Source organism: Ruegeria sp. CDSC081 (assembly GCF_059610485.1).
This window is the reverse complement of record NZ_JBXWNS010000001.1, coordinates 311,218-336,131: the sequence shown is the minus strand read 5'-3', so window position 1 is coordinate 336,131 and position 24,914 is coordinate 311,218. Positions and strand designations below refer to the sequence as shown.

The window sequence follows — 24,914 nt, the reverse complement described above, 5'->3', positions numbered from 1 at the left end:
GCGCTGACTAAAGCGCCGATCGCATCGCCGTCAGGATCGCATGGTGCAGAGATTTGGCGGACGAGCGCGGACCGTACAGGCTGTAGTGATCCGAACTACGACACAGCACGAAACAGCCAATATGGTGGATCGAGCTGCGCGCCGCCGTTCCCATAGTCAATATGCGCAGATCCAACTGGCACAAAAGCTCCAGCACTGCTTGAATGTTCGCACCAGCCAGGTCGAAACGCACCCAGGCATCGGTCTGTTCAGTGACAGAGGCCGCAGACCCAATGGCAGATTTTACTTGCGTAGCAAGGTCCTCGTGCGTGTCATGCGGTGCTTCAACCATCCATTGCCCTGGCCCCGCCCAAAAGGCGGTGATTGCGGTTCCTTCAAACCTCTGGACCTTTGGTGCCTCAGCGCCAATTAATTTCTTTAATGCGGCTTTGGCCGCTGTTTCCTGACCGAGCCGCGCCGCGACTGATGCCAACGCCACGTCCGGTATCTCGGAACAGGTGACAGGCCCAACCGTGTTTACCCGAGGGTCAGCCGCGCCGAGGGCGGTTATCGCAACCAGATTATCCACGCAGACGTTCTCCTTCCGGGTCAACGAAATGGGCCGAGACAATTTCCACCTCGACCGTCAGGTCCGTCAGCGGAGAGACAAGGCGCATTTTTTCGCCCAGCCTGTCGCCGCCGTTTTTCAACAGTCCCAGCCCAATGCTACTGTTCAGAATGGGTGAGTAGACGGCTGAGGTGACATAGCCCTGATCATGGGCTGCATCGACCGGGCCGTCAGTGTTCATCAGGTGGCCACCGGCGGTTACCTTGTTTTCAGGCTCCAACGGTTTGATCCCCACCAGCATCAGCGCGTCCGGTTGGATCAGTGCCTCGCGTTCCGACAGGGTTGATCCGATGCTGTCCTTCTTTTTGGACACCATGCGGCCCATTCCCAGGTTCAGGGCGGTTGTGGTGCCGTTCAACTCGCTGCCTGCAGCATGGCCTTTTTCGACCCGCATGACGCCCAGTGCTTCGGTGCCATAGGGGACAACGTCGAACTCTTCGCCCTCGGTCATCAGCCTGCGCATCAATGCGTCGCCATAGCGAGAGGGAACCGCGATTTCGAATGCCAGCTCGCCTGAAAAGGAAATCCGGAACAGCCGCGCCCGAAGGCCGCCGCACACGGTGATGGTTCCACAGGCCATAAAGGGAAAGGCCTCATTCGAGATGTCGAATTCCGGGTCGATGATTTTTCGCAGCAGCTTACGGGAATTGGGCCCGGCAACGGCATATTGCGCCCATCCTTCAGTGGTGGATATCAGCTGCACATCCATGTCCGGGCACAGGCACTGGCGCACGAATTCCATGTGGCGATAGACGACTACGGCATTTGCGGTCGTGGTAGTGACGACGAAATGATCCTCGGCCAGCCTTGCCGCTGTGCCATCATCCATCGCCATGCCATCTTCGCGCAGCATCAGGCCATAGCGGGTTTTGCCGACTGCCAGCTTGGCGAAAGCATTGGCATAGACGCGGTTCAGGAACGCTGCCGCATCGGTGCCCTGGACGTCGATTTTGCCCAAAGTCGTACAATCGCACACCCCGACCGAGGCGCGGGTCTGGCGCACTTCACGGTCCACGCTCTCGCGCCAATGGGTCTCGCCGGGCAGGGGGAACCACTGCGCACGAAGCCAGTTTCCAACCTCGACAAACACCGCGCCGCGTTCTTCGGCCCAGTGATGTGAGGGCGTCAGGCGCGTAGGGTGGAACTCTTTGCCCTTCATCCGGCCTGCGAAAGTAGCAATCGGGACGGGGGTATAGGGCGGGCGGAAGATGGTGGTACCGGTCTCGGGGATCGACTTACCGGCCAGCTCGGCCATGATCGCCAGCCCGCCGATATTCGAGGTCTTGCCCTGGTCCGTGGCCATGCCCAGCGTGGTATAGCGTTTCAGATGCTCGACCGAACGGAAGCCCTCCTGATAGCTGAGACGGACATCCTTGACCGTCACATCGTTCTGTTGGTCAAGCCAGGCGCGTTTGCAGCCCTGGACGTACCAGAATGGTGTCTGCGCGATGGGCGCGTCCTCGGCCTCGGGCAGATCGGGTTTGGCACTGGTAAGGTCCAAAGCGGCGATTGCGGCCTCGGCGCCAGAGCGCAGCGCGCCGTGGGTCGACATATCGCCGTTTGCCGCGCCGGCAACGGACATGCCCACCGGCAGGTCCGCGCCGGGAACAAAGGCGGCCAGCGTCTCATCCCAGGTGGGGCGGCCCCGCTGATGACAGGTCATGTGGACATTCGGGTTCCACCCACCAGAAACGCCCAAGGCACCACATTCCAATGTCCGGGTTGAGCCATCGGGCAGGGCGACTTCGACAAAACTCAGCCCCAGACGGCCCTTGGTATTTGTGACCTGAGCGCCCTGTAGAACTTCGTATTCGTGGCTGATTGGCGCGTCCTTGCGTACATCGATCACCGCGGTGATTTTCACACCTTTGGCGTGCAGATCAGCTGCGGTGCGGTGACCGTCATCGTTGTTGGTAAAGACCGCGACGCGCTGCGATACCGCTGCTCCAAACCGGTTGGCATAGGTCCGCAGGGCGCTGGCTGTCATGATGCCGGGGCGATCATTGTTCTCGAATGCGATTGGCCGCTCGGTCGCGCCTGCGCACAGCAGCGCCTTTTGGGTATAGATGCGCCACAGGACTTGCCGGGGTTTGCCTGCGGGCAGGCTGGGCAGGTGATCGCCCGTACGCTCGACCGCGCCATAGATGCCGTGGTCAAACGCGCCAATCACTGTGGTGCGCGGCATCAGGCGCACATTGGGAAGCGCGGACAGCTCGGCCACAGCCTGCGCCGCCCAGTCAGACGCCGCAGCATCGTCTATGGTGAGTGTTTCGCTGTTCAGGCGACCGCCCAGGGCGAAATCCTCATCCGCCAGAATTACATCCGAGCCCGCACGACCCGCGGTCAATGCCGCCATAAGACCGGCTGGTCCGGCACCAATGATCAGCAGATCGCAATGGCGAAAACCCTTGTCGTATTCGTCCGGGTCCTCTTGCATCGAAAGCGATCCAAGCCCGGCTGCGCGACGGATTGTAGGCTCGTACAGCTTTTCCCAGAAGGCTGCAGGCCACATGAAAGTCTTGTAGTAGAAACCCGCAGACAGGAAGTTGGAAAACATGTCATTCACGGCCAGCGCGTCGAATTTCAGGCTGGGCCAGCGGTTCTGTGATCGCGCCTCAAGCCCCTCGAACATCTCGATGGTTGTTGCGCGGGTATTGGGCTCTTTGCGGGGGCCCGAGCGCAGTTCGACTAGGCCGTTCGGCTCTTCGGATCCTGCGGTCAGCAATCCGCGCGGACGGTGGTATTTGAAAGACCGCCCGATCAGACGCACATCATTGGCCAGCAGGGCAGATGCCAAAGTGTCGCCGGGATGGGCGGTATAGCTGCGCCCGTCAAAGCGGAAGTTCAGCGTGGTGTTGCGGTCAATCTGTCCGCCATTCAGCCGGTTCACCTGCGTCATTTGGAGCGCCCCCGTTCGCGGGCCACATCGCGGGCCAGTTCCACCTTTGAAATCTCGTGGGTCAGCGTGTTGCGCGTGACGACCAGCCAGGATCGGTCACCTGTTTCATGGTACCAAAGTTCACGGTGCTCGCCTGCCGGGTTGTCACGCAGATAGGCATAGTCGTGAAAGACCTCGGCGGCATTTTCCGCCTGCCAATCGGGGCGGTCAATCAGCGCGGCGTCGCCCAGATAGGTGAATTCCGATGCATCGCGAGGCCCAAGAAGGGGGTGGTTGATTATCATGTCTGGTGTCCCCTTTAATGCAGGTTGGGCTGATTGCCCGCGCCTTTTTCGTCGATCATCCGGCCGGTGCGGAACCGGTCCAACCGATAGGCCGTTGCGACAGGGTGCGGTTCGTCCTTCGCAAGCAGATGTGCAAAGCAATAGCCCGAAGCCGGAGTTGCCTTGAACCCGCCATAGCACCAGCCCCCGTTGAAATAGAGGCCCTCGACCGGCGTTTGGTCAATGATCGGTGAGCCATCCATCGACATATCCATCACGCCGCCCCACATCCGCAGCAACCGGGCGCGTCCGATCATCGGCATCAATGCCATGCCACCTTCGCAAACATCCTCGACCACGGGCAAGTTGCCGCGTTGGGCATAGGTGTTATAGCCGTCAAGATCGCCACCGAACACCAGTCCGCCCTTGTCAGACTGACTGACATAAAAATGCCCCGCGCCATAGGTGATGACACTGGGCAGGACAGGCTTTAGCCCCTCAGATACAAAGGCTTGTAGAACGTGGCTTTCGATAGGCAGGCGCAGTCCGGCCATCCCCATAACGCGCCCCGAACTGCCCGCAACGGCGCATCCGACTTTGGAGGCGCCGATAAAGCCTTTGGTTGTTTCGACCCCAAGACATTTGCCATCTTCGATCCGCAGCCCGGTAACTTCACAGTTCTGGATAATATCGACGCCATGCAGGTCGGCTGACCGGGCATAGCCCCAGGCCACTGCATCATGGCGCACGGTACCGCCGCGCCGTTGAACAAGGCCGCCCTTGATCGGAAAGCGAGCGTCGTCGAAATTCAGATAAGGGTGTTCGCGCCGCACCTGATCTGCGTCCAGCAATTCGGCATCGGCCCCGTTCAGGATCATCGCATTGCCACGTCGCGTATAGGCGTCACGCTGTCCGTCTGTATGGAACAGATTGACGATACCGCGCTGACTGACCATTGCGTTATAGTTCAGGTCCTGCTCGAGCCCTTCCCACAGCTTCAGCGAGAACTCATAGAACGGCTCATTCCCATCCAGCAGGTAGTTCGAGCGAATGATCGTGGTGTTTCGGCCCACATTTCCGCCACCGATCCAGCCTTTCTCGATTACGGCAACATTTCGTTGGCCGTAGATTTTGGAAAGGTAATGCGCGGTTGCCAGACCATGCCCGCCGCCACCGATTACGATGATGTCGTAATGGGCCTTAGGTTCAGGTTCACGCCAAACCGGTTTCCACCCTTTGTGGCCGGTTAGCGCCTCTTTGATAACTCGAAAGCCGGAATATCTCATGAATCGGACCTTTTCTTCCAAACTTCATTATTTTCGGGCGCGGCGATATCCCCATATGCGACATGGGTGTGTCTGAATCAGACCCTCAGGCACAAGAAATAAGGCCGGAAAACCAATCGGTGAAATCCGATACCTCGGCTGAGTTGCGAAGGACGGATAAAAAATAGCCCTCACTGGCGGGTGCGGAATCTTTGCTGGCAAGGCGGACTTTGCCTGATTTCAGGGCTTGCTCTGCGATGATAGAATTCACCAGCGCAACACCGCTGCCTGAAACAGCAAGTTGCAGGGCGAGGCCATAGGAATCCACAAAATATGATGGCTTGCGCAGTTTCTGGCCGGTGATTTCACCCCATGACGCCCAACTGTCCGATGTTCCAACGGATTCGATCAGGGGCAGTTCAAACCAATTGCCGCTTAGATTCGGCGACACCACCGGGACAAGGCGATTGGGATTCAACGGTTTCGCATTTTTCCCGACTTGTTTTTCTGAACCAAAGCGTACCTCAATATCGGCGCGCGATGCTGCGTATTCGTCAGGCCAGATCGTGCTGACAAATCGGAGTGAGGTTTCCGGGTGCTGGGCCTGAAATTCGGGTAATGCCGGCGAGATGACCCATTCGATGATGCTGATAGAGGCAGCCACCGTGATATGGCGAGCTTTTTCTTCGGCCAAATAGGGTGAGGCTGCGGAGTGCAGCATATCCAAGGCTGCCTCGACCTGTGGCAGCAGCTTCCGCCCTTCATCCGTCAAAGAAAGACCGCGCGCGTGGCGGTGGAACAGAACGACGCCCAGACGGGTTTCCAAGGCTTTGATTTGTTGGCTGACTGCGGATTGCGTCAACCCGATTTCATCTGCCGCCGCAGTCGAACTGAGCCGCCGTGCGGCCGCTTCGAACGACCGAAACCACGTTAGAGGAGGGAGTGTTTTTGCCATCGGTAACTGACCTATTAGTGCTATTAATACCTAAGGCTCAAGTTCTTTCGTTTGTCAAAAGATGTTTCTAACGGTGATATTTCCTCAAGCAGATTTGGGGAGACGGCAGTGCAGCCAAATATCAGAAAAATAGTGACTTTCGACGAAGAGGTTCTGGTTGAAGGATTTCGGGCAGCGGAACGCCCGTGGCGCATGTTTGCCGTAGCGGCGGTTGTGTCGAACCCCTGGGCTGGCCGGTATGTCGAGGATCTGAGGCCGGAAATTCTGGCCTATGGACCTGTGCTGGGGCAAATGTTGACTGACCGGATGGTCACGCTTGCAGGCGGCGGCGAGGTGATCGAAGCCTATGGCAAAGCGGCGGTCGTTGGGCTGGATGGCGAGGTCGAACATGCCTCGGGCCTGATCCACACGCTGCATTTCGGGAATTACTATCGTCAAGCGGTTGGGGCCAAGTCCTATCTGTCCTTCACCAATACCCGCGGTCCGGCGAACACTCCGATCATGGTGCCCATGATGGACAAGAATGATGCCGGGCGTAGATCGCATTATCTGACGCTGCAGTTTGCAATCCCCGACGCACCGCGCGCGGATGAAATTGTGGTCGTGCTGGGTGGCGCAACCTCGGGCCGTCCCCATCATCGGATCGGCGACCGTTATCAGGACCTCAAGGATTTGGGCCATGACGTGGACAACCCGGCCTCGGTCTGAACTCAGCACCCTGGCGGTGATTGATCAGGGCCAAGGGCCGCTGGTTATTCTGCTGCACGGGGTTGGCCTGCGGGCCGAGGCGTGGGGCGCGCAGATCGACGCCCTGGTCGCGGCGGGGTATCGTGTCTTGTGCCCGGATATGCCAGGACATGGTCAGTCGAGCTTTGATCATCCGACTGGCTTGGAGGCCTACGTGCACCGCACGGCGTCCGTGCTGACAGAGCCCGCTGTCTTGATCGGCCATTCAATGGGCGCCCTGATAGCGCTCCGACTGGCGGCGGATGTGCCAGATAGCGTTCTTGGCGTTGCGGCATTGAATGCGATCCATCGGCGTCCGGTTGCCGCGCACAAGGCCGTCGTCGCACGTGCCTCGGCCTTGGAGGTATCGGGGCCAAATGATCCCACGGTCACGTTGCAACGTTGGTTTGGCGAAGCCTCGTCCGCCGAGCGACAGGCCTGCAGGCGCTGGCTAACTGAGGTTGATCCGGCGGCCTACAAATCCGCGTATACCGCTTTTGCCCAAACGGACGGTCCTTCCGATGATGAACTGGCCCGTATCGCTTGTCCCGCCTTGTTCATGACCGGCGCGGATGAGCCGAATTCGACGCCTGAAATGTCTCGGGACATGGCGCGTTTGGTTCCCTCGGGACAAGCGTCAATCATCGCAGGTGCCGCACATATGTTGCCGATGACTCATCCCGCCGAAGTAAACGCACAGCTGTTGGAATTTGTGGGGGGGTGCCAGCCATGACAAGTATGGACCCCCGAGCTTTGCGTGACGCCTTTGGCAGCTTTATGACCGGGGTGACAGTGGTGACGGCACGGGATCCGCAGGGCGCGCCAGTTGGGTTCACCGCAAACTCGTTTTCGTCCGTATCGCTTGACCCGCCATTGCTGCTGGTGTGTCCGGGGAAGTTTCTGTCCAGCCACGATATTTTCGCCAACTGCACCCGGTTTGCGGTGAATGTGCTTGCAGATGGACAGCAAGAGATATCGAATACTTTCGCTGGGTATAAAGGGGACCGGTTTGCAAAGGTCGCGCACAGCAATGGTCTTTATGATCTGCCCCTGATCGACGGTGCGCTGGCGCAGTTTTGCTGCGAGACCCATCAGGTCCTTCCCGCCGGTGATCATACCTTATTGATCGGTGAAGTGGCAGAGTTCTCGCACTCGGTCGGGCAGGGTCTTGGATATGTCGGAGGGTCGTATTTCAGCCTGGGGCTCGAACGTGAAATCGACGCCATGGTACCGACGATATGCGGCGCGATCATCCGCAAAGATGACAGTGTTTTGCTGGAGCAGAGCAACGGTGCCTATCGTCCCGTTCAAATCGCCGGGGTCGAGCGGGGTGGGCAGCGAAACCGGTTGACCCAGGGCCTGTCCGAACGCGGGCTGAAGGTGCAGGTCGAACAGGTCTATTCCTCATTCGACGATGCGGAAACAAAGCAGCATTACACCTATTTTCTGGCCAGCTGTTCCCGACCAACGCCGCTTGAGGGCGCCGAATGGATCAGAACGGATGACCTTCCGAACCTGAAATACGTGTCCGGCGGTGTCCGCCACATGATGACCCGCTATGCGATGGAAGCCAAAGAGGGGGATTTCTCTCTCTACCTAGGTGACGCCTCGCAAGGCGACATTCACAGCTTACGATAAAGGAGCAGGTCAATGGAATTTTCCCTGTTTGCCCATATGGAACGTTTGTCGCCAGATCAGCCGCATGACGTTCTGTATGACGAATTCGTCAGCCTTGTGAAAATGGCGGACGAGGGCGGGATGCGCGCCGTCTGGACGGGTGAGCATCACGGGATGGAGTTCACCATCGCGCCCAACCCCTTTATCTCGCTAGTCGATCTGGCTCATCACACCCGGAATGTACGGCTGGGGACGGGTACGGTAGTCGCCCCGTTCTGGCATCCGATCAAATTGGCCGGAGAGGCCGCCGCGGCAGATCAGATTACCAAAGGCCGGATCGAACTGGGGATCGCACGCGGCGCATATTCGTACGAGTATGAGCGCCTGATGCCGGGGATGGATGCCTGGGAGGCGGGCCAGCGGATGCGCGAAACCACCCCTCTGCTTCCGCAAATCTGGCAGGGCGATTGCGCGCATGAGGGTGAGTTTTATTCCTTTCCGGCGACCACATCTGCGCCGAAACCGTTTCAGAAAAACGGTCCGCCGATCTGGATCGCGGCGCGGGACCCCAATAGTCATGAATTCGGTGTCCACAACGGGTTTAACATCCAGGTCACTCCCCTGTGGCAGGGCATGGAAGAGATTGAAACGCTGATGGACCGCTTCAATGCAGCCTGCGACAGCCATACCGGACCGCGCCCTAAAATCATGCTGTTGCATCACACATATGTCGGCAAAGACGCAGACGATGTTGCGCAAGGCGTTCAGGAATTGCGCCGGTATTACAACTATTTCGGTGCCTGGTTCATGAATAAACGCCCGGTCGCACAGGGTTTGATCCAACGGATCACCCAGGACGAGATGGATGCAAACCAGATGTACACAAGTGATAAGCTGGCGCGCGACCTGACGGTTGGTACAGCGCAGCAGGTTATTGACCGGATCAAACGTTATGAAGATTTGGGCTATGATGAGTTTTCGTTCTGGGTCGACAGCGGGATGACGAACGAGCGAAAACGTGCCTCTTTGGCGCGGTTCATCGACGATGTCATGCCAGCCTTTCAGTGAGGAACACTATGGGAAATCTACTGCATTTTCAGCTTTTCATTGATGGCGCCTGGTCTGAGGGGGCGACGTCTCAGGTTATGACATCTGCAAATCCCGCAACTGGGCAGGGGTGGGCTACGTTTTCCTGTGCGGCACCTGAGGATGTCGACAGGGCAGTCGCCGCCGCCAAACGTGCGCTTGATGATCCGCAATGGCGCGACATGACGGCCACCGCGCGCGGCAAGCTTCTTTATCGCCTGGCCGACCTAGTTGCCGAAAACGCTGCACGGCTTGGAGAATTTGAGACAACAGACAGCGGTAAACTGCTGGCAGAAACCTCGGCGCAAACTGGGTATGTCGCGGACTACTACCGCTATTTCGCAGGGCTTGCGGATAAGGTTGAAGGGACGGTTCTGCCCATCGACAAGCCGGATATGCATGTGTTTACCACGCGCGATCCCATTGGTGTTGTCGCGGCTATTGTGCCCTGGAATGCACAAATGTTCCTGACGGCGACCAAGTTGGGCCCGGCGCTTGCGGCTGGGTGTACCGTCGTGCTGAAGGCATCCGAAATCGCGCCGGCCCCGATGCTGGAGTTCGCGCGTTTGATTGAACAGGTAGGATTCCCCGCGGGCGTTGTCTCGGTCATCACCGGGGATGCGGAAAACTGTGCAATTCCACTGACCCGCCATCCCGATCTGGATCGCATCGCCTTTACCGGTGGCCCCGAGACAGCGCGCCATGTGGTCAGGAATTCCGCCGAAAACTTCGCCGTCACTTCGCTGGAGCTTGGTGGCAAGTCGCCGATACTTGTTTTTGAAGACGCGGATCTGGATGGGGCCGCAAATGGCCTGATCGCCGGAAACTTTGGCGCGTCGGGGCAAAGTTGCGTTGCGGGCACGCGCGGGCTGGTGCAGCGATCCGTTCTGCAAGATCTGATCGGCCGCATCAAAGAAAAGGCGGGTGCAATCGTTCTGGGTGACCCGCTGGATGCCGGTACCCATGTCGGACCGCTATGTACCATGGCGCAAGTGAACAAGATCGAAGAGACCCTGGCCAAGTCAGCGGAGCAGGGGGCCGTGGTCCATTTCGGCGGGCAACCTGCGGATCGGCCCGGCAATTACATGAACCCAACACTGGTCGAGTGCATATCGCCCGAGACCGAGACGTTGAAAGTTGAGATGTTTGGCCCGGTTATGTCTCTGCTGCCCTTCGATACCGAAGAAGAGGCCATAGCATTAGCCAACAGCACGGTCTTTGGGTTGGGGTCTGGCGTGTTCACGCAGAATCTGGCGCGGGCGCATCGGGTGTCCAAGCGGATCAAGTCGGGGATTTGTTGGGTTAATACCTATCGCGCGATCTCTCCTATCGCGCCGTTTGGCGGATTCAATCAATCAGGGTATGGCCGTGAAGCCGGGGTTGAGGCGATCCTGGATTACACCCGGACCAAGACCACCTGGATCAGCACCTCGCAAGAGCCGATGGCGAACCCGTTTGTGATGCGCTAGGTCTGTTGTCAGACAGATATCGGAGCGCGGTCATGAAGTTGAAACATCCGAATTTTGAACCTCCGGCAGACGCAAATGACCGGAGGGCGATCCCTCCAGTCATTTGCTATCCGCCCGAAACGATACCGCAACCTGATCTGGCTGCGTTGACTGACCTGAGGCAGCGCGCGGTGAAAACCGCCGAAGTCATAGCAGCCCCGCGTGATGCGGCCTGTATTGAAGTGCCCGCGGGGGCCTTTATTCGGGTGGTGTCGGTCGATGGCGCGCAGGTCGGTGATCTGAACATGTGGTACAAGCACGACCTGACCGAACGGTTCTATTCCGGCAAAACCCGCGCGCTGCATGGCACGCATCTGTCGACCGGGGATCGGATGTGGTCAAGTTTTCCGAATATGCGGCCCATGGCGACCATCGTTACGGATACTCTGGATTGGTATGGGTTCGATTCATACGGCGGATCCGTGCATGACGTAATCGGGACCCGCTGTGACCCCTATACCGGGCGACTGCTGTCTGGCGATGACTACCATTATTGCTGCCATTCCAACCTGACACGGGCATTGGCCAGCCATTGTGGCCTGCCGCTGCATGAGGCCGAAATGCACGTCCACGACGTGTTGAACGTCTTCATGTGCACCGGATTTACGCAGGACACAGGCCAATACTTCATGAAGGCAAGCCCGGTGCGTCCGGGTGATTATCTGGAATTCTACGCCGAGATTGACCTGATCGTCGGCCTTTCAGCTTGTCCCGGGGGCGATTGCTCGTCCGAGCATTCCTCGGACGCAGCCGCCTGTTATCCATTGGTTATGGAAGCCTATGACCCCGGTGAAGACATCCGAAACGCGCATATTCAGCCCAAGCGATCTGCTTATGATCGCACTCATGGGGCAGGTTAAGAGGTCAGGCGTTGCCCAAGCCGGTCCAGCATCCGACAGCATAGGTCGAGCTGTTCGATCTCGACGTACTCATCTGCTTTATGGGCCTGTGTGATCGAGCCGGGACCGCAGACAATCGCGTGGGTGCCAAGCTGCTGAAACAGGCCAGCTTCAGTGGCGAATGACACAACACCTGTTCCGTTCGCCCCGGTCAGCTCGGCAACCAGTTTGCGGGCGGCGTTTTCTTCCATGGGCTCAAGGCCTGCAACCTCGGCCGTGATATCCTGCGTGATGCTGGCTTCACTATGGACGGCCTGCATTTCGGGCAGCAGGCTGTGCGTCACATAGTCAGTCAGGGTTTGCTTGACGAAATCTGCATCGCTGGCCTGAACCGGGCGCATTTCCCAGCCGACATCGGCTTTGCTGGCAATGACGTTATGGGCGACGCCGCTATTGAAGAACCCCACGTTTATAGTGGTCCAGGGTGGCTCGAAGGGGCTGTTTGTTGGCGCGCGGGATTTCAATATCTGGCGCAGTTCCAGAAGTTTTCCTACATAGCGTGCCGCGTATTCCGCCGCATTAACCCCATCATCGGGGGCCGAGCTGTGTCCTTCGAGCCCGACAAATCGTGTCGTGTATTCATAGCACCCCTTATGCCCTTCGATCAGGCACATTTCGGTGGGCTCTCCGATTATTGCGATATCTGGCACAATTCCTCGTTCGGAAAGATCGTTCACCATGTTCTGCGCGCCCAAACATCCGGTTTCTTCATCATAGGTGAAGGCAAAGTGCAGCGGTTGGGTCAGTTTTCTGGCATCCAGCGTTTCGGCAAGTGCAAGTGCGGCGGCGATGAAGCCCTTCATGTCACAGGTGCCACGTCCGTAAAGTCTGCCATCTTTCTCGGTCATCAAAAACGGGTCTGATGTCCAGTTCTGATCCGCGACGGGAACCACGTCCGTGTGGCCGGATAACAGGATGCCGCCGGGAATGTCTGGGCCTATGGAAGCAAATACATTGGCCTTGGTGCCAGTATCATCCTGGGTTTCGATGCAGCGTGCACCCAAGGCCTGCAACCTGTCCCTTAGATAGCTGATGATCTGAAGATTGCTGTCTGCAGATACCGTTTCAAACGCGATCAGATCGGCGAGGATATCTTGGGTTCTTTGCAGGGTCATGGCTTTACAAACAGCTTTCTTGGGCGGTTACAGTAACATTCGGCAGGACCGGTATCGGTTATCAGGATCGACTCGGTGATCTCTAACCCCCAGTCATTCAACCAGAGGCCAGGCATAAAGTGAAACGTCTTGCCAGGTTCCAGGATTGTCTCATCCTCGGGACGCAGAGATATCGTGCGCTCACCCCAGTCCGGGAGATAGCTCAGACCCACTGGATAGCCGCAGCACGCGCGGCTTTCAATGTGGACGTATCTGACAATCAGGCATCCACACTGTATGTCGTTCCCCATTAGTATCCTGATTGCGTCCCCACTAGATCGGGTCTGCGTCATGAAAGACCAAAACGCCCTGATGGACGTAGAACGACCACCCCTCGTATCCGGTTAGCCACGTCATGTTCGAAGGGGCTTCGAAGAACAGCGCGTCCAGCCCGGCCTTGGCCATGGCTTTTCGTGTTTTGGACAGCTGGCGGTTAAATTCCCCCCGTGTGAATGCCGGATTCACATAGCTCATCGGATCCTCGTGTCGTGATTAGAGACGTGTTGACAGAACTTTACGAATCCGATCACGTCAATGGACAACTCAGGAAGGAAATACTGTTGAAACTCAGTTCAAACCCACACCGCGGCAAGGAAAAATTGATTCCTGATGCTCCATTTCCTTCGATAAACGCGGCTCGCGTAGCTGATTTGTTAACAGTATGCCCTGCAGCAGCAGAAACCAATCTGGTTGAAGCCAAGGATTTGGCCAATGTCGCCGATCTATGGGTCAAAGATGAGCGTGGGCGCATGAACCTCGGGTCATTCAAGGCTTTGGGGGCTGCCTATGTCATCGCCCGTCACGCTGCTGATCTGGCGCAGACACCGGATGAGTTTACTTTACGCGGGATAACCTATGTCACCGCTAGCGCGGGTAACCACGGGATGAGTGTAGCAGCAGGTGCACGGATATTTGGGGCTGATGCAGTGGTCTATATCGCCGAAACCGTACCTGAAAGTTTCGCGGAACGCCTTCGTGCGCAAAAAGCCAGGGTCGTTCGTCAAGGCACGGATTATGCCGCCAGTATGGAGGCTGCTGGCAAAGCGGCGCAGGCTAACGGTTGGACATTGCTATCTGACAGTTCGTGGGACGGGTATTACGAGCTGCCGCACACCCTGATGGAGGGGTATCTGCAGATGGCTGCAGAAGCGGTGCGCCAATGCCCAAATGCGCCCACGCATATCATTTTGCAGGCCGGGGTAGGTGGGCTGGCAGGGGCGGTTGCAGCTTATGCGCGCCATGCCTGGGGGGATGGACCCAAGATCATTGTCGTGGAACCCGAAGCGGCCCCTGCGTTGCAAGCCAGTATCGAAGCAGGTACCTGCGTCTTTGCGGATGGGCCTGACAGCATCATGGGGCGGCTGGACTGTAAAGAACCCTCGCTGATCGCGCTGAATGGTCTGGCGCGGGATGCAGACTGTTTTCTGACGCTCTCGGATGACGACGTGGTGCGGTATTTACCGGCCATGGCAGAGGCTGGGTTGGCGACAACTGCTTCGGGCGGGGCGGGCGTCGCAGCAGCGATGAATGCAGATGTCTGCGAGGCCCTGAACATTGGGAGCGATGCCCAAGTTCTGTGCATTTTATCCGAAGTGCCGGATTGAAGAAGGTCAAGAAACATCTGAATCCTGCCCCGGAATAAGCGCAGGAAGCCGCAAGTTAAGAGGGTGCAACTGCCCCCAAAGGCAGAATCCGATTGCGCCTGAAAACGGGAGGTGCGCAAATCCGAACCTCCGCCCTATCAAAATGAGATTAATTGCCCCCCAAAGCGCGGTTTTTAGATTGGATTGCGCCAGATAATTTTGGCGTTTTCCAATCGGTCGAGGAATTTCGACATGCGAATCTCTCAGCACCTCAGTATCGATGCCGAGGTCTGGGTTGCGAGATGTGGTGGTTTAGGTTGTAATTATAACCTATTAAAAATATTATATTAATGTTGTGGGTGAGGAAGTTGAATAGAGGCGAATGAAGCAAGTTAATTACGCTATTCAAGGCCTTGCGTTGCGGGCGAGATATCGAAATATCAGTTGAGCAGAAGTGAATTTCAGGATTCTTTGTCGCCTAGCTGTCACATTTATGGTTGCGTGGTTGGTCCCCCATGTCCTTAAATAGGGTGGACTGGTCTTTGAGATCCGGATGAACCGGGCAAGCAAAGACCGCACAGGGGAGCCAAGTTGGTAATGTCAAATGACGCAGCGTTCGTCGAATTTCAGCGTGTTCAAAAATCTTATGACGGCGAGATACTCGTCGTAAAAGATCTTAACCTCTCAATGCCAAAGGGTGAGTTTCTGACAATGCTGGGCCCCTCTGGGTCTGGCAAGACAACTTGCCTAATGATGTTGGCCGGATTTGAAACCGCTACTCATGGCGAAATCATGTTGGACGGACGCCCGATCAACAACATTCCACCACATAAGCGCGGGATTGGCATGGTGTTTCAAAACTATGCATTGTTCCCGCATATGACTGTGGCTGAAAACCTTTCGTTCCCGCTTGAAGTGCGCAACATCGGCAAAAGCGATCGGGAAGAAAAAGTGAAGCGTGCGCTGGATATGGTCCAGATGGGCGCCTTTGGCAGCCGCCGTCCGGCGCAACTGTCCGGCGGTCAGCAACAGCGGATCGCCTTGGCCCGTGCCTTGGTGTTCGAGCCCGAGCTGGTCTTGATGGACGAGCCACTGGGCGCGCTGGACAAGCAACTGCGTGAACATATGCAGTTCGAGATTACCCGTCTGGCGCATGAGCTGGGGATTACGACAGTTTACGTGACCCACGACCAGACAGAGGCGCTGACGATGTCGGATCGCGTGGCCGTGTTCGACGACGGACGCATCCAGCAGCTTGCGCCGCCGGATCTGCTGTATGAAGAGCCCGAAAACAGCTTTGTTGCCCAATTCATTGGCGAAAACAACACGTTGGAAGGCGTTGTTAAATCAATCAGCGGCGACTCCTGCGTGGTTGCTCTGGATGATGGGTCAGAAATCGACGCCAAACCGGTCAATGTCACTGCAGCCGGTGAACGGACCAAGGTTTCAATCCGTCCCGAGCGGGTCGAATTCAACAAAGATCGCCTGCATGCTGATGCGCATACGCTCAAGGCGACTGTCAAAGAATTCATCTATATGGGTGATGTCTTCCGGTTCCGCCTGTCCGTGGCGGGTAATGAAGACTTTATCATCAAGACCCGAAACGCCCCTGACGCGATTCGGTTGTCGCCCGGCCAGGAAGTTGAAATCGGTTGGTTGGCCCATGATTGCCGGGCACTTGACGCCTGATGCAGAACGTCCCCTGGTGGATCGCTGGGGGTAAATGGCGGCCGGGTTGCCCCGTGATCCGGTCTGTTCAGAAATTTACGGGTATAACAGGGAGTTAACAATGAAAGTTAAGACCACTTTGATGGCAAGCGCCATTGTTGCCGTGGCCGGAGGCGCCATGGCCGAGGAGATGACGATTGTCTCGTGGGGCGGCGCCTATTCCAAGTCACAGCTGAAGGCGTATCACGAGCCCTATTCTGAAAAGAGCGGCATCACTATCCTTAACGATGACAGCTCGGCCGAAGCGGTTGCCAAGCTGCGCGCGATGAACGAAGCGGGCAACATCACCTGGGACGTAGTGGATGTTGTTGCTGCGGACGCAATTCGTCTGTGTGACGAAGGTCTGGCGATGGAGATCGACCCCGACACCATGCTGGCCCCGGCGCCCGACGGCACTTCGGCTGCCGATGATTTCGGTGACCTGCTGGTCAGCGAATGCTTTATTCCGCAGATCGTGTATTCGACCACATTTGGCTATCGTACGGACCTGGTTGGTGACACACCTCCGACAGATGTCTGTGCCGTATTTGATCTGGAGGCCTATCCGGGCAAGCGTTCACTGGAAAAGCGCGCCATCAACAACATGGAATGGGCGCTGATCTGTGATGGCGTCGCCAAAGATGACGTTTATGACGTTCTGGCGACCCCTGAAGGTCAGGATCAGGCGTTGGCGAAACTGGGAACCATCAAGGACAACGTCGTCTGGTGGTCCGCGGGTGCCGACACGCCGCAGCTTCTGGCCGATGGCGAGATCATCATGGGCTCGACCTATAACGGCCGTCTGTTCAGCGTGATCGAAGAGCAGAAGCAGCCCGTTGCCATGCTGTGGGACGCGCAGATCTTTGACCTGGATGGCTGGATCATCCCCGCCGGTCTGAGCGAAGAGCGTCAGCAGCGTGCGCTGGACTACATCATGTTCGCAACGGACACGCAGCGTCTGGCGGATCAGGCCAAGTACATCTCGTACGGTCCGGCCCGTGCCTCGTCGGCTCCGCTGGTTGGTCAGCATGCCGAGCTTGGCATCGACATGGCGCCGCACATGCCGACCGATCCGGAAAACGCCAAGAACACGTTCCTGTATAACTACGAGTTCTGGGCGGATTACCGCGATGACATCGAAGCGAAATTCCAGGCTTGGCTTGCGAAATAATCGTTTGATTTCATGAAACAGTCGGGGGCGGTGCGCCGCCCCCAGACCCAAGCAGAGTCAAGGGGCACAGATGACTGACGCAAGCCAAAATGCGGGGCCGATGCTGGCAGCGGACGGAACGCCGCTTAAGCAATCGCTGGCACGTTCACTGCGGCGGCAGAAGTTACGAGCATTGATGCTCGTCGCTCCGCTTCTGCTATTTGTCATGTTTTCCTTTATCGTGCCGATTGCTTCAATGCTGTTCCGCTCGGTTGAAAACAGCATGGTTTCAGAGACCCTCCCGCTTACGGTGGAAGCCCTGCAAAGCTGGGACGCCCAAAGCGGTGAGCTTCCGGACGAAGCAGTATACGACGCATTCGTTCGCGACATGGTCGTTGCCGTTGATAGCAAAACCCACACCCGCCTTGGCTCGCGTCTGAACTACGAGGAGACTGGCATGTCTTCTTTGTTCCGCCGCTCTGGCCGGAAAATGGGCAAGCTTGACCCTGAAACCGATGGACCCTTTAAGGAACAGATCATCGAGATTCACGAGGGCTGGGGTGATCCTAAGACGTGGGCCGTGATCAAGACCCATTCGCCAACGGTTACCAATGGTTATTTCCTGAACGCGGTCGATATGCGCCGCACGCCCGAAGGCGCGCAGTCGCAGCCTGAAGACAAGCAGATTCTGATCAAGCTGTTTGGCCGCACATTGTTCATGTCGCTGGTGATTACAGTGTCCTGTATCCTGCTGGCCTATCCGGTTAGCTACCTGCTGGCGACCCTACCGATGCGGGTGTCGAACCTGCTGATGATCCTTGTCCTCTTGCCTTTCTGGACCTCACTTCTGGTGCGGACCTCGGCGTGGAAAGTGATGTTGCAACAGCAGGGCGTGATTAATGAAACATTGGTCTGGCTTGGACTTGTGGCCGATGATGCACGACTGGTGATCATCAATAACCAGATCGGCACGATCATTGCGATGACGCATATCCTGCTGCCGTTCATGATCCTGCCGATGTATTCAGTGATGCAGACGATCCCGGTGACTTACACGCGCGCGGCGAAATCAATGGGCGCGACCAATTGGACGACGTTCTGGCGCATCTACTTCCCACAATCCATTCCGGGTATCGGAGCGGGCTCGATCCTCGTATTCATTCTGTCGATCGGATACTACATCACGCCTGAAATCGTTGGCGGCACAAAGGGTGTCTTCATCTCGAACCGGATCGCCTATCACATCTCGTCCTCGCTGAACTGGGGACTGGCTGCGGCCTTGGGTACGATCCTGCTGGGTGTCGTCATGCTGCTCTACTGGGTCTACGACAAGATCGTGGGCATTGATAACGTGAAGTTGGGATAATCGACATGGCTGCACTTACACCGATATCCCGCAAACCGCTCTCCATGGTTCTGCCCAGTGTCGCCTTGGCGGGTGCCTTCGCCGGTGTCTTTGTCGGCGCGGGCAACGGCTCGATCCTTTTGGGCATTCTGGGTGGCGCAGCTCTGATCGCCGCGCTGGCCTGGGTCTACATCAACGTTCTGAAGAACGAAAAACTGGCGCGCTGGATCAATATCCTGGGTTTCGGCATCATCGGTTTCCTGTTGTCAGGTCCGATGGGTGGCATTCTGGGCCTGTTGGGCGGTTGGTTTTTTATCTTCTTTATCTATTGGCTCTATGAAGGCCGGTATCGCCGTAAACTGCTCAGCTATCTGACGCCAAAACAGGTATTCTATCACTATCTGTTCCGGGTTATCTGCGGTGCGATCTTCGTGTTCCTGATCACCCCGATCCTTGTGGTTCTGCCGCTGTCGTTCAACGCGCAGGACTTCTTTACCTTCACCCCTGAGATGCTGAGTCTGGACCCCGAAGGGTATTCGCTAAAGCATTACCGCGATTTCTTCACCAACAATGAATGGCAGCGCAGCTTCAAGAACTCGCTGATCATCGCGCCGATTGCGACGATCATCTCGGTCTCGCTGGGCACGTTGGCGGCCATCGGCCTCAGCCAGAGCCACGTACCCGGCCGCCGCGTCATCATGGGCGTCCTGATCTCGCCGATGATCGTGCCGTTGATCATCTCGGCCACCGGCATGTTCTTCTTCTACAGCGATATCGGTCGCTTCATGGAAGGCACGCTGGGCATGAACAAGAACTTCGTGGGCTATGTGAAAGTTGTCCTTGCCCACGCCGTTCTGGGCATCCCCTTCGTCATCATCACCGTGACTGCGACGCTGGTGGGCTTTGATCGCTCTCTGACGCGGGCGGCGGCGAATATGGGCGCGGGTCCGGTGCGGACGTTCTTCAAGATCCAGATGCCCTTGATCCTGCCGGGCGTGATCTCGGGCGGCCTCTTCGCCTTTATCACCTCGTTCGATGAGGTGGTTGTGGTGTTGTTCGTTGGCTCTGCCAGCCAGAAGACACTGCCATGGCAGATGTTCACCGGCCTGCGCGAACAGATCAGCCCGACCATTCTGGCAGTAGCGACCATCCTTGTGGTGATCTCGATTGCGCTGTTGACCACGGTAGAACTGCTGCGGCGGCGGTCTGAACGCCTGCGGGGGCTCAGTCCCGCTTGACGCGACTCACAAGGTGATTTAGCGATTTCACCATGCACCCCGGTCACGATGGCGTCGTGACATCTAGGCGGGTGCATGGCTCTCGGTTCCCGAGGCCGCTTGTCCTGAACGCCGGGACTTGTGGCCGGGCTTTGCCTGTCCGGCATCGAGGAGAGACCAAGATGAATGATCTAAACAATCGCCCCGAATTCTTTACCTGCCACAACGGTGACAAGGCGCCTTTGCCCTTTAGTAAGGCGGAATATGCACGCCGTCTGGCCAGCTTGCGCGCCACGATGGCCGCCCGCGATATTCCAGCAGTTCTGCTGACTTCCATGCAAAACATCGCCTATTACTCGGGCTTCTTGTATTGCTCGTTCGGGCGTCCTTACGGTTGCGTTGTCACTCAGGACAAATGCACCACTGTGTCGGCCAATATCGACGCCGGCCAGCCTTGGCGTCGCTCGGTTGAAGACAATGTGATCTATACCGACTGGAAGCGGAACAATTACTGGCGCGCGGTGGCTGATCTGATTGAATCAGCCGGTCGGGTCGGGATCGAAGGCGATCACATGACACTGGCAATGCGCGACACCGCACTGGATATGCTGGGCGGGCCGGAATTGGTGGATATTGCACCTGACACGATGGCCGCACGTATGGTCAAGTCAGCTGAAGAGATCGAGCTGATCAAAGGCGGCGCACACACTGCAGATGTGGGCGGCGCAGCCATTCACGCGGCGATCCGCGAAGGCGCGACCGAGATCGATATCGCCATGGCGGGCCGTGACGCGATGGAGGCCGAGATTGCTCGTGCTTACCCAGAAGCCGAGTACCGTGACACCTGGGTCTGGTTCCAATCCGGCCTGAACACTGATGGCGCACATAACCCGGTCACCAAGCGGGCGCTGGAAAAGGGCGATATCCTGTCGCTGAACACATTCCCGATGATCTCGGGCTATTACACTGCGCTGGAACGCACCTTGTTTCTGGGCGAACCCGACGCTGACAGCCTGCGCATCTGGAAGGCAAACGTCGCCGCGCATGAGTTGGGGCTGAGCCTGATCAAACCGGGCGCGACCTGCTCGGGGATCACGGCTGAGATCAACCGTTTCTTCGCCGACGAAGGCCTGCTGCAATACCGGTCCTTTGGCTATGGCCATTCCTTCGGCATACTCAGCCATTACTACGGTCGTGAAGCGGGTCTTGAACTGCGCGAGGATATTGACACGGTTTTGGAACCCGGCATGGTCGTGTCCATCGAGCCGATGCTGTGGATACCTGAAGGTCAGAAAGGCGCCGGAGGCTACCGTGAGCACGACATTCTGGTGGTCGAAGAGGCCGGTGCCGAGAACATCACCGGCTTCCCCTATGGGCCTGAGCACAACACGATCAGCGCCTGATCACATGGGCAGGAGGGGCGATTAGCCCTTCTTGCCCCGTTCGTGAAAGATGAAGCCGATAAAGTTCAACAGCAGCTGTGCCGCCAGAATCTGCGTGCTTTCGGTTGGGTCGTAACTTGGGGCGACTTCAACAAGGTCGATCCCGACCACGTCACCGCGTTTCGCCAGCCCCTGAAGAATTTCCAGCACATCGTAATACAAAAACCCGCCATGGCTGGGCGTACCCGTGCCAGGTGCGATTGAGGGGCAAAACGCGTCGATATCAATCGTAACGTAATACCGCGCGCCCTCGGGGATGCGCTCCAATACACCCTCGGTGCCCAACTTGCGCACCTGTCGTACGGACAAGATGTCCGAGCCGCGAGCGCGGGCATCCTCATACCCTTCCTTGGCGGTTGATGACACGTTTCGGATCCCCAACTGGGTCATGCCGGCGACATAAGGCTTTTCAATCGCCCGCCGCATCGGATTGCCGTGGCCAGCAGTGACGCCATGACGCTCGTCAACGAAATCCAGATGCGCGTCGATCTGGACCACATGGATCGGACCGTTCTGCGCGCAATCTGTGGCAAAGGCGTTGATGCAGGGGATATTCACCGAATGATCGCCGCCGATGGTGACGGGCAGGGCGCCTGCGGACAGAATACGTTCGACGCCGTATTGAATATTGGCGTGGCTCTCATCTGTCTTGGTGTGGATAATATCGGCATCCCCAATATCGACCATCCGCTCCGATCCATCCAGATAAGTGGCGTCATCCTCATGGTCATAGGCCCCGGCATGGCCAAAGCTGAACAGGGTTGAGGCCTCGCGTACAGCACGCGGCCCAAAGCGCGCGCCGGACCTCCATTGGGTGCCAAAGTCGAAAGGCGCCCCCATGACTGCGACATCCGCGTCGATATTGTCCCAATCCTCGACATACGGCGCTTTGCCGAAGGTCGAAATGCCGACGAAAGGCAGATTAAGCCGCCCACCGCTATACCCATGTGATGACATGGCGAGTTTCCCGTTTCTTGCTGTTCAACGGCAGCTTAGACAGGAATTCCAGGCGGCGATAGGTGGGGGTGATCTGTGGGCTTGATTGTCCGATTGTGCGATGTGTATCTGGTGCAGGCATTAAAAAGGAACAGCCGTGGGCCATCATGAACTGCCACCGGGAACGGGTGTCTACTATATCAATCTGGATCGGGTACCCGAGCGGCGCAACTTTATGGAGGCGCAGTTCGCCCATACCGGGCTGATTGGGGCCGCGCGTTTCAGTGCGACCGACGCGCAACAAGAAGGCGCACTGGATGGTCACGGCTATGTTGCCGGTTCTGGCAGCCGCTGGGGTCTGAAACAAAGTGAAGTCGCTTGTTTCGAAAGCCATCGCGCCGTTTGGAAGCGTGCCGTTCAGCAAGACCTGAAGGCTGTTGCGATCTTTGAAGACGATGTCGAAATGTCGACCCAAGCTGGCGGTGTGATTGCCAGATTGCTCGAAGCAGGGTCAGGGTTCGACTTCCTAAAGCTGGACTATTCCCCCCGGTCGCTGAGGTTTGGCCCGGAACAGCAGATATCCGGCGTACCGGTTCGCCCGATGCTGGAAATGGCACCCAGCGCGGCCGCATATATCCTGTCGCAGGCGGCCTGCCGTAAATTGCTGAAGTGGTCCGAGAAATACTCGGATCACCTGGATGATTTTGTATCTATCCCCCGCCCGGATTGGCAAATGTATCAGTGTTTTCCAGCAGTCGGCGTTCAAATGATCTGGTCGAAACAGCAAGATCAGGCTGAAGATACCGTGAAAGTCAGTGAACGTTCACAAAACAGAAAGACCAATAGCGGTCTGGATAAGGGACCCCTATGGTTTCGCATTCGTCGCGAATTGCAGGCCGCGAAACGCAAGTTGTATTGGCGCCAGAGAGGCGAAGCCCGATTGCTTGAAAGCGGGGGTTATGTCGGATTTATCCCCTGTGCCGAAGACCTGAGGGTTTAGTTTAGATCGTAGGCTGATCACGGCTTTCCAACCAAGCAAAAATAGTAATTCTCGATAAGCGTTAACAAAACTGTCAAATTGATATAATCTTCCAGTGTTGTTGGTGTTTTTCCGGTTTGGGGTTGGTGTGGGTCAGACAATCTATGAGCATTATGGCGGTTTCAAAACGATCAGCCGGATCGTTATGACCTTTTACGAAATGGCACTGGAGTCTGATCAGATCGGTGACCATTTCGAAGATATCGACATGCCAAGGCTGATTGATCACCAGACCAAGTTCGTATCGTCTCTGATCGGTGGCCCGACATCTTTTAGTGATGATCGAATTGAAGCGGTTCACAGAAATCTGAACATCTCGCACGCAGATTTCGACGAAATGGCAGATCTGTTTGGTGAAGCGCTGGCGTTACATGGAATGGAAGATCGGCACGTAAAGATTGCCTTGGGAGCGATCGAATCCAAACGTGCAATTATTGTTACGCGCGATGCGGCATGAGCATTCTTGCGATCAATGAACAACTGCTGCGCGCGATCGGTGTTGGTGTCGCAGTGGTTCGGGCTTCGGATCTTACATTCGTATTCTGCAACGGCCCTTTTCAGGAATGGTTTGGCCCTCCGGCTGATGGACAGACATTGTTGGATATTTTTCCTGACCTTGATGCGCGTGAACTTGAAGACGTAAAGCAATCTGGGCTCAGATACTCGGTCGAATTGCAGATCAAGCCGAAACGCAGGACACTGGTTTTCGCAACGGCAGTTTCTCTGGCAAACGGTCTTTCGGAACAGGTTCTGGTCATCGAGTTTCAGAACATCACCAAAATCCGCGAACTTGAAAGCATGATTGACAGCTACTCGACTATGGTCGAACGCAACACGCGCGAGTTGGAGCGTGAGAAGGAGCGGGTTGAAAGGCTGTTGCTGAACCTGATGCCGCGCGCTGTTTATGAAGAATTCAAGACATTCGGTGTGGTCACGCCGCAGCTTTACGATCAGGTGTCAGTTGTGATGCTGGACTTTGTGGGGTTCACGGATTTTGCCGCCAAGACGGACCCGACGGTTACCCTAAGCGAGTTGAATGACATCTTTACGGCCTTTGACCGGATCGTCGAACAGTTCGGATGTGAGCGGATCAAGACTATTGGCGATGCTTATCTTGCGGTGTCAGGCATGCCGGATGCTACGCCAGATCATGCGACTGCTGCTGCCCATTGTGCAGTCAGGTTCCTTCGCTATCTTGAGCGGAGAAATGAAAGCCATCCGCACAAGTGGCAGGCACGTGTGGGGCTGGGTATGGGGCCAGCGGTAGGATCTGTGGTTGGTATTCAGAAATATGTCTATGATGTTTTCGGGCCCGCCGTGAACATCGCTTCCCGGCTACAAGTCTTTGCAAACCCAATGAATATTGTTGCGCCTGAAGAAATGAAATACGCCCTGATTGACGAGTTTCAGGTCTCTGATATCGGGCGTGTGGACATCAAGGGTATGGGTGAGATGGATCTGATTAATGTCACATCCGGTCTCAGCATACCGCAACGGAAACCGGTGTTCTGACGGC

At 56.9% G+C, this 24,914-nt stretch carries 23 protein-coding genes and 1 pseudogene; 15 read left to right on the top strand and 9 right to left on the bottom strand.

Annotated elements, in window-relative coordinates; genetic code table 11:
- Positions 1–7: 7 nt before the first annotated feature.
- The 5 genes from AC2FH9_RS01725 to AC2FH9_RS01705 all read right to left on the bottom strand — a co-directional run bounded on the left by AC2FH9_RS01725 (position 8) and on the right by AC2FH9_RS01705 (position 5,989).
- Positions 8–568 (bottom strand): sarcosine oxidase subunit gamma, encoded by a 561-nt coding sequence (locus AC2FH9_RS01725; RefSeq protein ID WP_496870552.1) that lies wholly within the window; start codon positions 566–568, stop codon positions 8–10.
- Positions 561–3,506 carry a sarcosine oxidase subunit alpha family protein gene (locus tag AC2FH9_RS01720; protein WP_496870551.1) on the bottom strand — a complete coding sequence of 982 codons (2,946 nt, stop codon included), beginning with the start codon at positions 3,504–3,506 and terminating at the stop codon, positions 561–563. The genes AC2FH9_RS01725 and AC2FH9_RS01720 overlap by 8 nt, the downstream gene beginning before the upstream one ends.
- Entirely contained in the window at positions 3,503–3,790 is a 288-nt protein-coding gene (locus AC2FH9_RS01715) for a sarcosine oxidase subunit delta (RefSeq protein ID WP_496690657.1), read from the bottom strand. The genes AC2FH9_RS01720 and AC2FH9_RS01715 overlap by 4 nt, the downstream gene beginning before the upstream one ends.
- 14 nt (positions 3,791–3,804) lie before the next feature.
- Complete coding sequence (locus AC2FH9_RS01710; RefSeq protein WP_496695231.1) at positions 3,805–5,055, bottom strand: sarcosine oxidase subunit beta family protein; 1,251 nt, start codon at positions 5,053–5,055, stop codon at positions 3,805–3,807.
- Between the two features lie 85 nt (positions 5,056–5,140).
- Complete coding sequence (locus AC2FH9_RS01705) at positions 5,141–5,989, bottom strand: LysR family transcriptional regulator (RefSeq protein WP_496870548.1); 849 nt, start codon at positions 5,987–5,989, stop codon at positions 5,141–5,143.
- A 108-nt stretch (positions 5,990–6,097) separates the two neighbouring features.
- Between AC2FH9_RS01705 and AC2FH9_RS01700 the strand changes: the two genes are divergently transcribed.
- The 6 genes from AC2FH9_RS01700 to AC2FH9_RS01675 are packed head-to-tail and all read left to right on the top strand — an operon-like array spanning position 6,098 to position 11,786.
- Positions 6,098–6,697 (top strand): amino acid synthesis family protein, encoded by a 600-nt coding sequence (locus tag AC2FH9_RS01700; protein ID WP_142634190.1) that lies wholly within the window; start codon positions 6,098–6,100, stop codon positions 6,695–6,697.
- Positions 6,669–7,448 carry an alpha/beta fold hydrolase gene (locus AC2FH9_RS01695; RefSeq protein ID WP_496870546.1) on the top strand — a complete coding sequence of 260 codons (780 nt, stop codon included), beginning with the start codon at positions 6,669–6,671 and terminating at the stop codon, positions 7,446–7,448. Before AC2FH9_RS01700 ends, AC2FH9_RS01695 begins: the two co-directional genes overlap by 29 nt.
- Positions 7,445–8,353: a flavin reductase family protein gene (locus AC2FH9_RS01690; RefSeq protein ID WP_496870544.1), complete on the top strand. Its 909-nt coding sequence runs from the start codon at positions 7,445–7,447 to the stop codon at positions 8,351–8,353. Before AC2FH9_RS01695 ends, AC2FH9_RS01690 begins: the two co-directional genes overlap by 4 nt.
- A 12-nt stretch (positions 8,354–8,365) precedes the next feature.
- Positions 8,366–9,400 carry an LLM class flavin-dependent oxidoreductase gene (locus AC2FH9_RS01685; RefSeq protein ID WP_496750519.1) on the top strand — a complete coding sequence of 345 codons (1,035 nt, stop codon included), beginning with the start codon at positions 8,366–8,368 and terminating at the stop codon, positions 9,398–9,400.
- Positions 9,401–9,408: 8 nt separating this feature from the next.
- Positions 9,409–10,887, top strand: coding sequence for an aldehyde dehydrogenase (locus tag AC2FH9_RS01680; protein ID WP_496870541.1), 1,479 nt, complete (start codon positions 9,409–9,411; stop codon positions 10,885–10,887).
- Positions 10,888–10,919: 32 nt separating this feature from the next.
- Entirely contained in the window at positions 10,920–11,786 is an 867-nt protein-coding gene (locus AC2FH9_RS01675) for an urea carboxylase-associated family protein (protein WP_496704751.1), read from the top strand.
- On the opposite strand, the gene argE is transcribed toward AC2FH9_RS01675, so the two are convergent.
- From argE to AC2FH9_RS01660, 3 genes and pseudogenes are all read right to left on the bottom strand, one after another.
- Positions 11,783–12,940, bottom strand: coding sequence for an acetylornithine deacetylase (gene argE / locus AC2FH9_RS01670; RefSeq protein ID WP_496870539.1), 1,158 nt, complete (start codon positions 12,938–12,940; stop codon positions 11,783–11,785). The two genes, AC2FH9_RS01675 and argE, sit on opposite strands and share 4 nt — an antisense overlap.
- Positions 12,937–13,170, bottom strand: a pseudogene (locus AC2FH9_RS01665) (M24 family metallopeptidase); the annotation flags it as partial. The gene argE and the pseudogene AC2FH9_RS01665, both read right to left, overlap by 4 nt.
- 82 nt (positions 13,171–13,252) lie before the next feature.
- A complete protein-coding gene (locus tag AC2FH9_RS01660; protein WP_496749043.1) occupies positions 13,253–13,453 on the bottom strand; it encodes an aminopeptidase P family N-terminal domain-containing protein in 201 nt (66 codons plus the stop codon).
- 86 nt (positions 13,454–13,539) lie between these two features.
- Between AC2FH9_RS01660 and AC2FH9_RS01655 the strand changes: the two genes are divergently transcribed.
- The 6 genes from AC2FH9_RS01655 to AC2FH9_RS01630 all read left to right on the top strand — a co-directional run bounded on the left by AC2FH9_RS01655 (position 13,540) and on the right by AC2FH9_RS01630 (position 21,384).
- On the top strand, positions 13,540–14,583 hold the full coding sequence (locus AC2FH9_RS01655; RefSeq protein ID WP_496749042.1) for a pyridoxal-phosphate dependent enzyme: 1,044 nt from the start codon (positions 13,540–13,542) through the stop codon (positions 14,581–14,583).
- Between the two features lie 576 nt (positions 14,584–15,159).
- The gene (locus AC2FH9_RS01650) at positions 15,160–16,251 is read left to right on the top strand and encodes an ABC transporter ATP-binding protein (protein WP_496749041.1); all 1,092 of its coding nucleotides are present in this window, start codon (positions 15,160–15,162) and stop codon (positions 16,249–16,251) included.
- Between the two features lie 100 nt (positions 16,252–16,351).
- A complete protein-coding gene (locus AC2FH9_RS01645) occupies positions 16,352–17,440 on the top strand; it encodes an extracellular solute-binding protein (protein WP_142634172.1) in 1,089 nt (362 codons plus the stop codon).
- A 70-nt stretch (positions 17,441–17,510) separates the two neighbouring features.
- Complete coding sequence (locus tag AC2FH9_RS01640; RefSeq protein ID WP_271946783.1) at positions 17,511–18,785, top strand: ABC transporter permease; 1,275 nt, start codon at positions 17,511–17,513, stop codon at positions 18,783–18,785.
- A gap of 5 nt (positions 18,786–18,790) precedes the next feature.
- On the top strand, positions 18,791–20,002 hold the full coding sequence (locus AC2FH9_RS01635) for an ABC transporter permease (RefSeq protein ID WP_281972192.1): 1,212 nt from the start codon (positions 18,791–18,793) through the stop codon (positions 20,000–20,002).
- Between the two features lie 161 nt (positions 20,003–20,163).
- Positions 20,164–21,384 carry an aminopeptidase P family protein gene (locus tag AC2FH9_RS01630; RefSeq protein ID WP_496870536.1) on the top strand — a complete coding sequence of 407 codons (1,221 nt, stop codon included), beginning with the start codon at positions 20,164–20,166 and terminating at the stop codon, positions 21,382–21,384.
- Positions 21,385–21,405: 21 nt separating this feature from the next.
- Here AC2FH9_RS01630 and speB read toward each other — a convergent pair whose 3' ends face one another.
- Positions 21,406–22,380 (bottom strand): agmatinase, encoded by a 975-nt coding sequence (speB, locus tag AC2FH9_RS01625; RefSeq protein ID WP_496870534.1) that lies wholly within the window; start codon positions 22,378–22,380, stop codon positions 21,406–21,408.
- Between the two features lie 136 nt (positions 22,381–22,516).
- On the opposite strand from speB, the gene AC2FH9_RS01620 reads away from it, so the two are divergent.
- From AC2FH9_RS01620 to AC2FH9_RS01610, 3 genes are all read left to right on the top strand, one after another.
- Entirely contained in the window at positions 22,517–23,359 is an 843-nt protein-coding gene (locus tag AC2FH9_RS01620) for a glycosyltransferase family 25 protein (RefSeq protein ID WP_496695254.1), read from the top strand.
- 94 nt (positions 23,360–23,453) lie between these two features.
- Entirely contained in the window at positions 23,454–23,855 is a 402-nt protein-coding gene (locus AC2FH9_RS01615; protein WP_345741800.1) for a group I truncated hemoglobin, read from the top strand.
- Positions 23,852–24,910 (top strand): adenylate/guanylate cyclase domain-containing protein, encoded by a 1,059-nt coding sequence (locus AC2FH9_RS01610; RefSeq protein WP_496695256.1) that lies wholly within the window; start codon positions 23,852–23,854, stop codon positions 24,908–24,910. The genes AC2FH9_RS01615 and AC2FH9_RS01610 overlap by 4 nt, the downstream gene beginning before the upstream one ends.
- Positions 24,911–24,914: the final 4 nt, after the last annotated feature.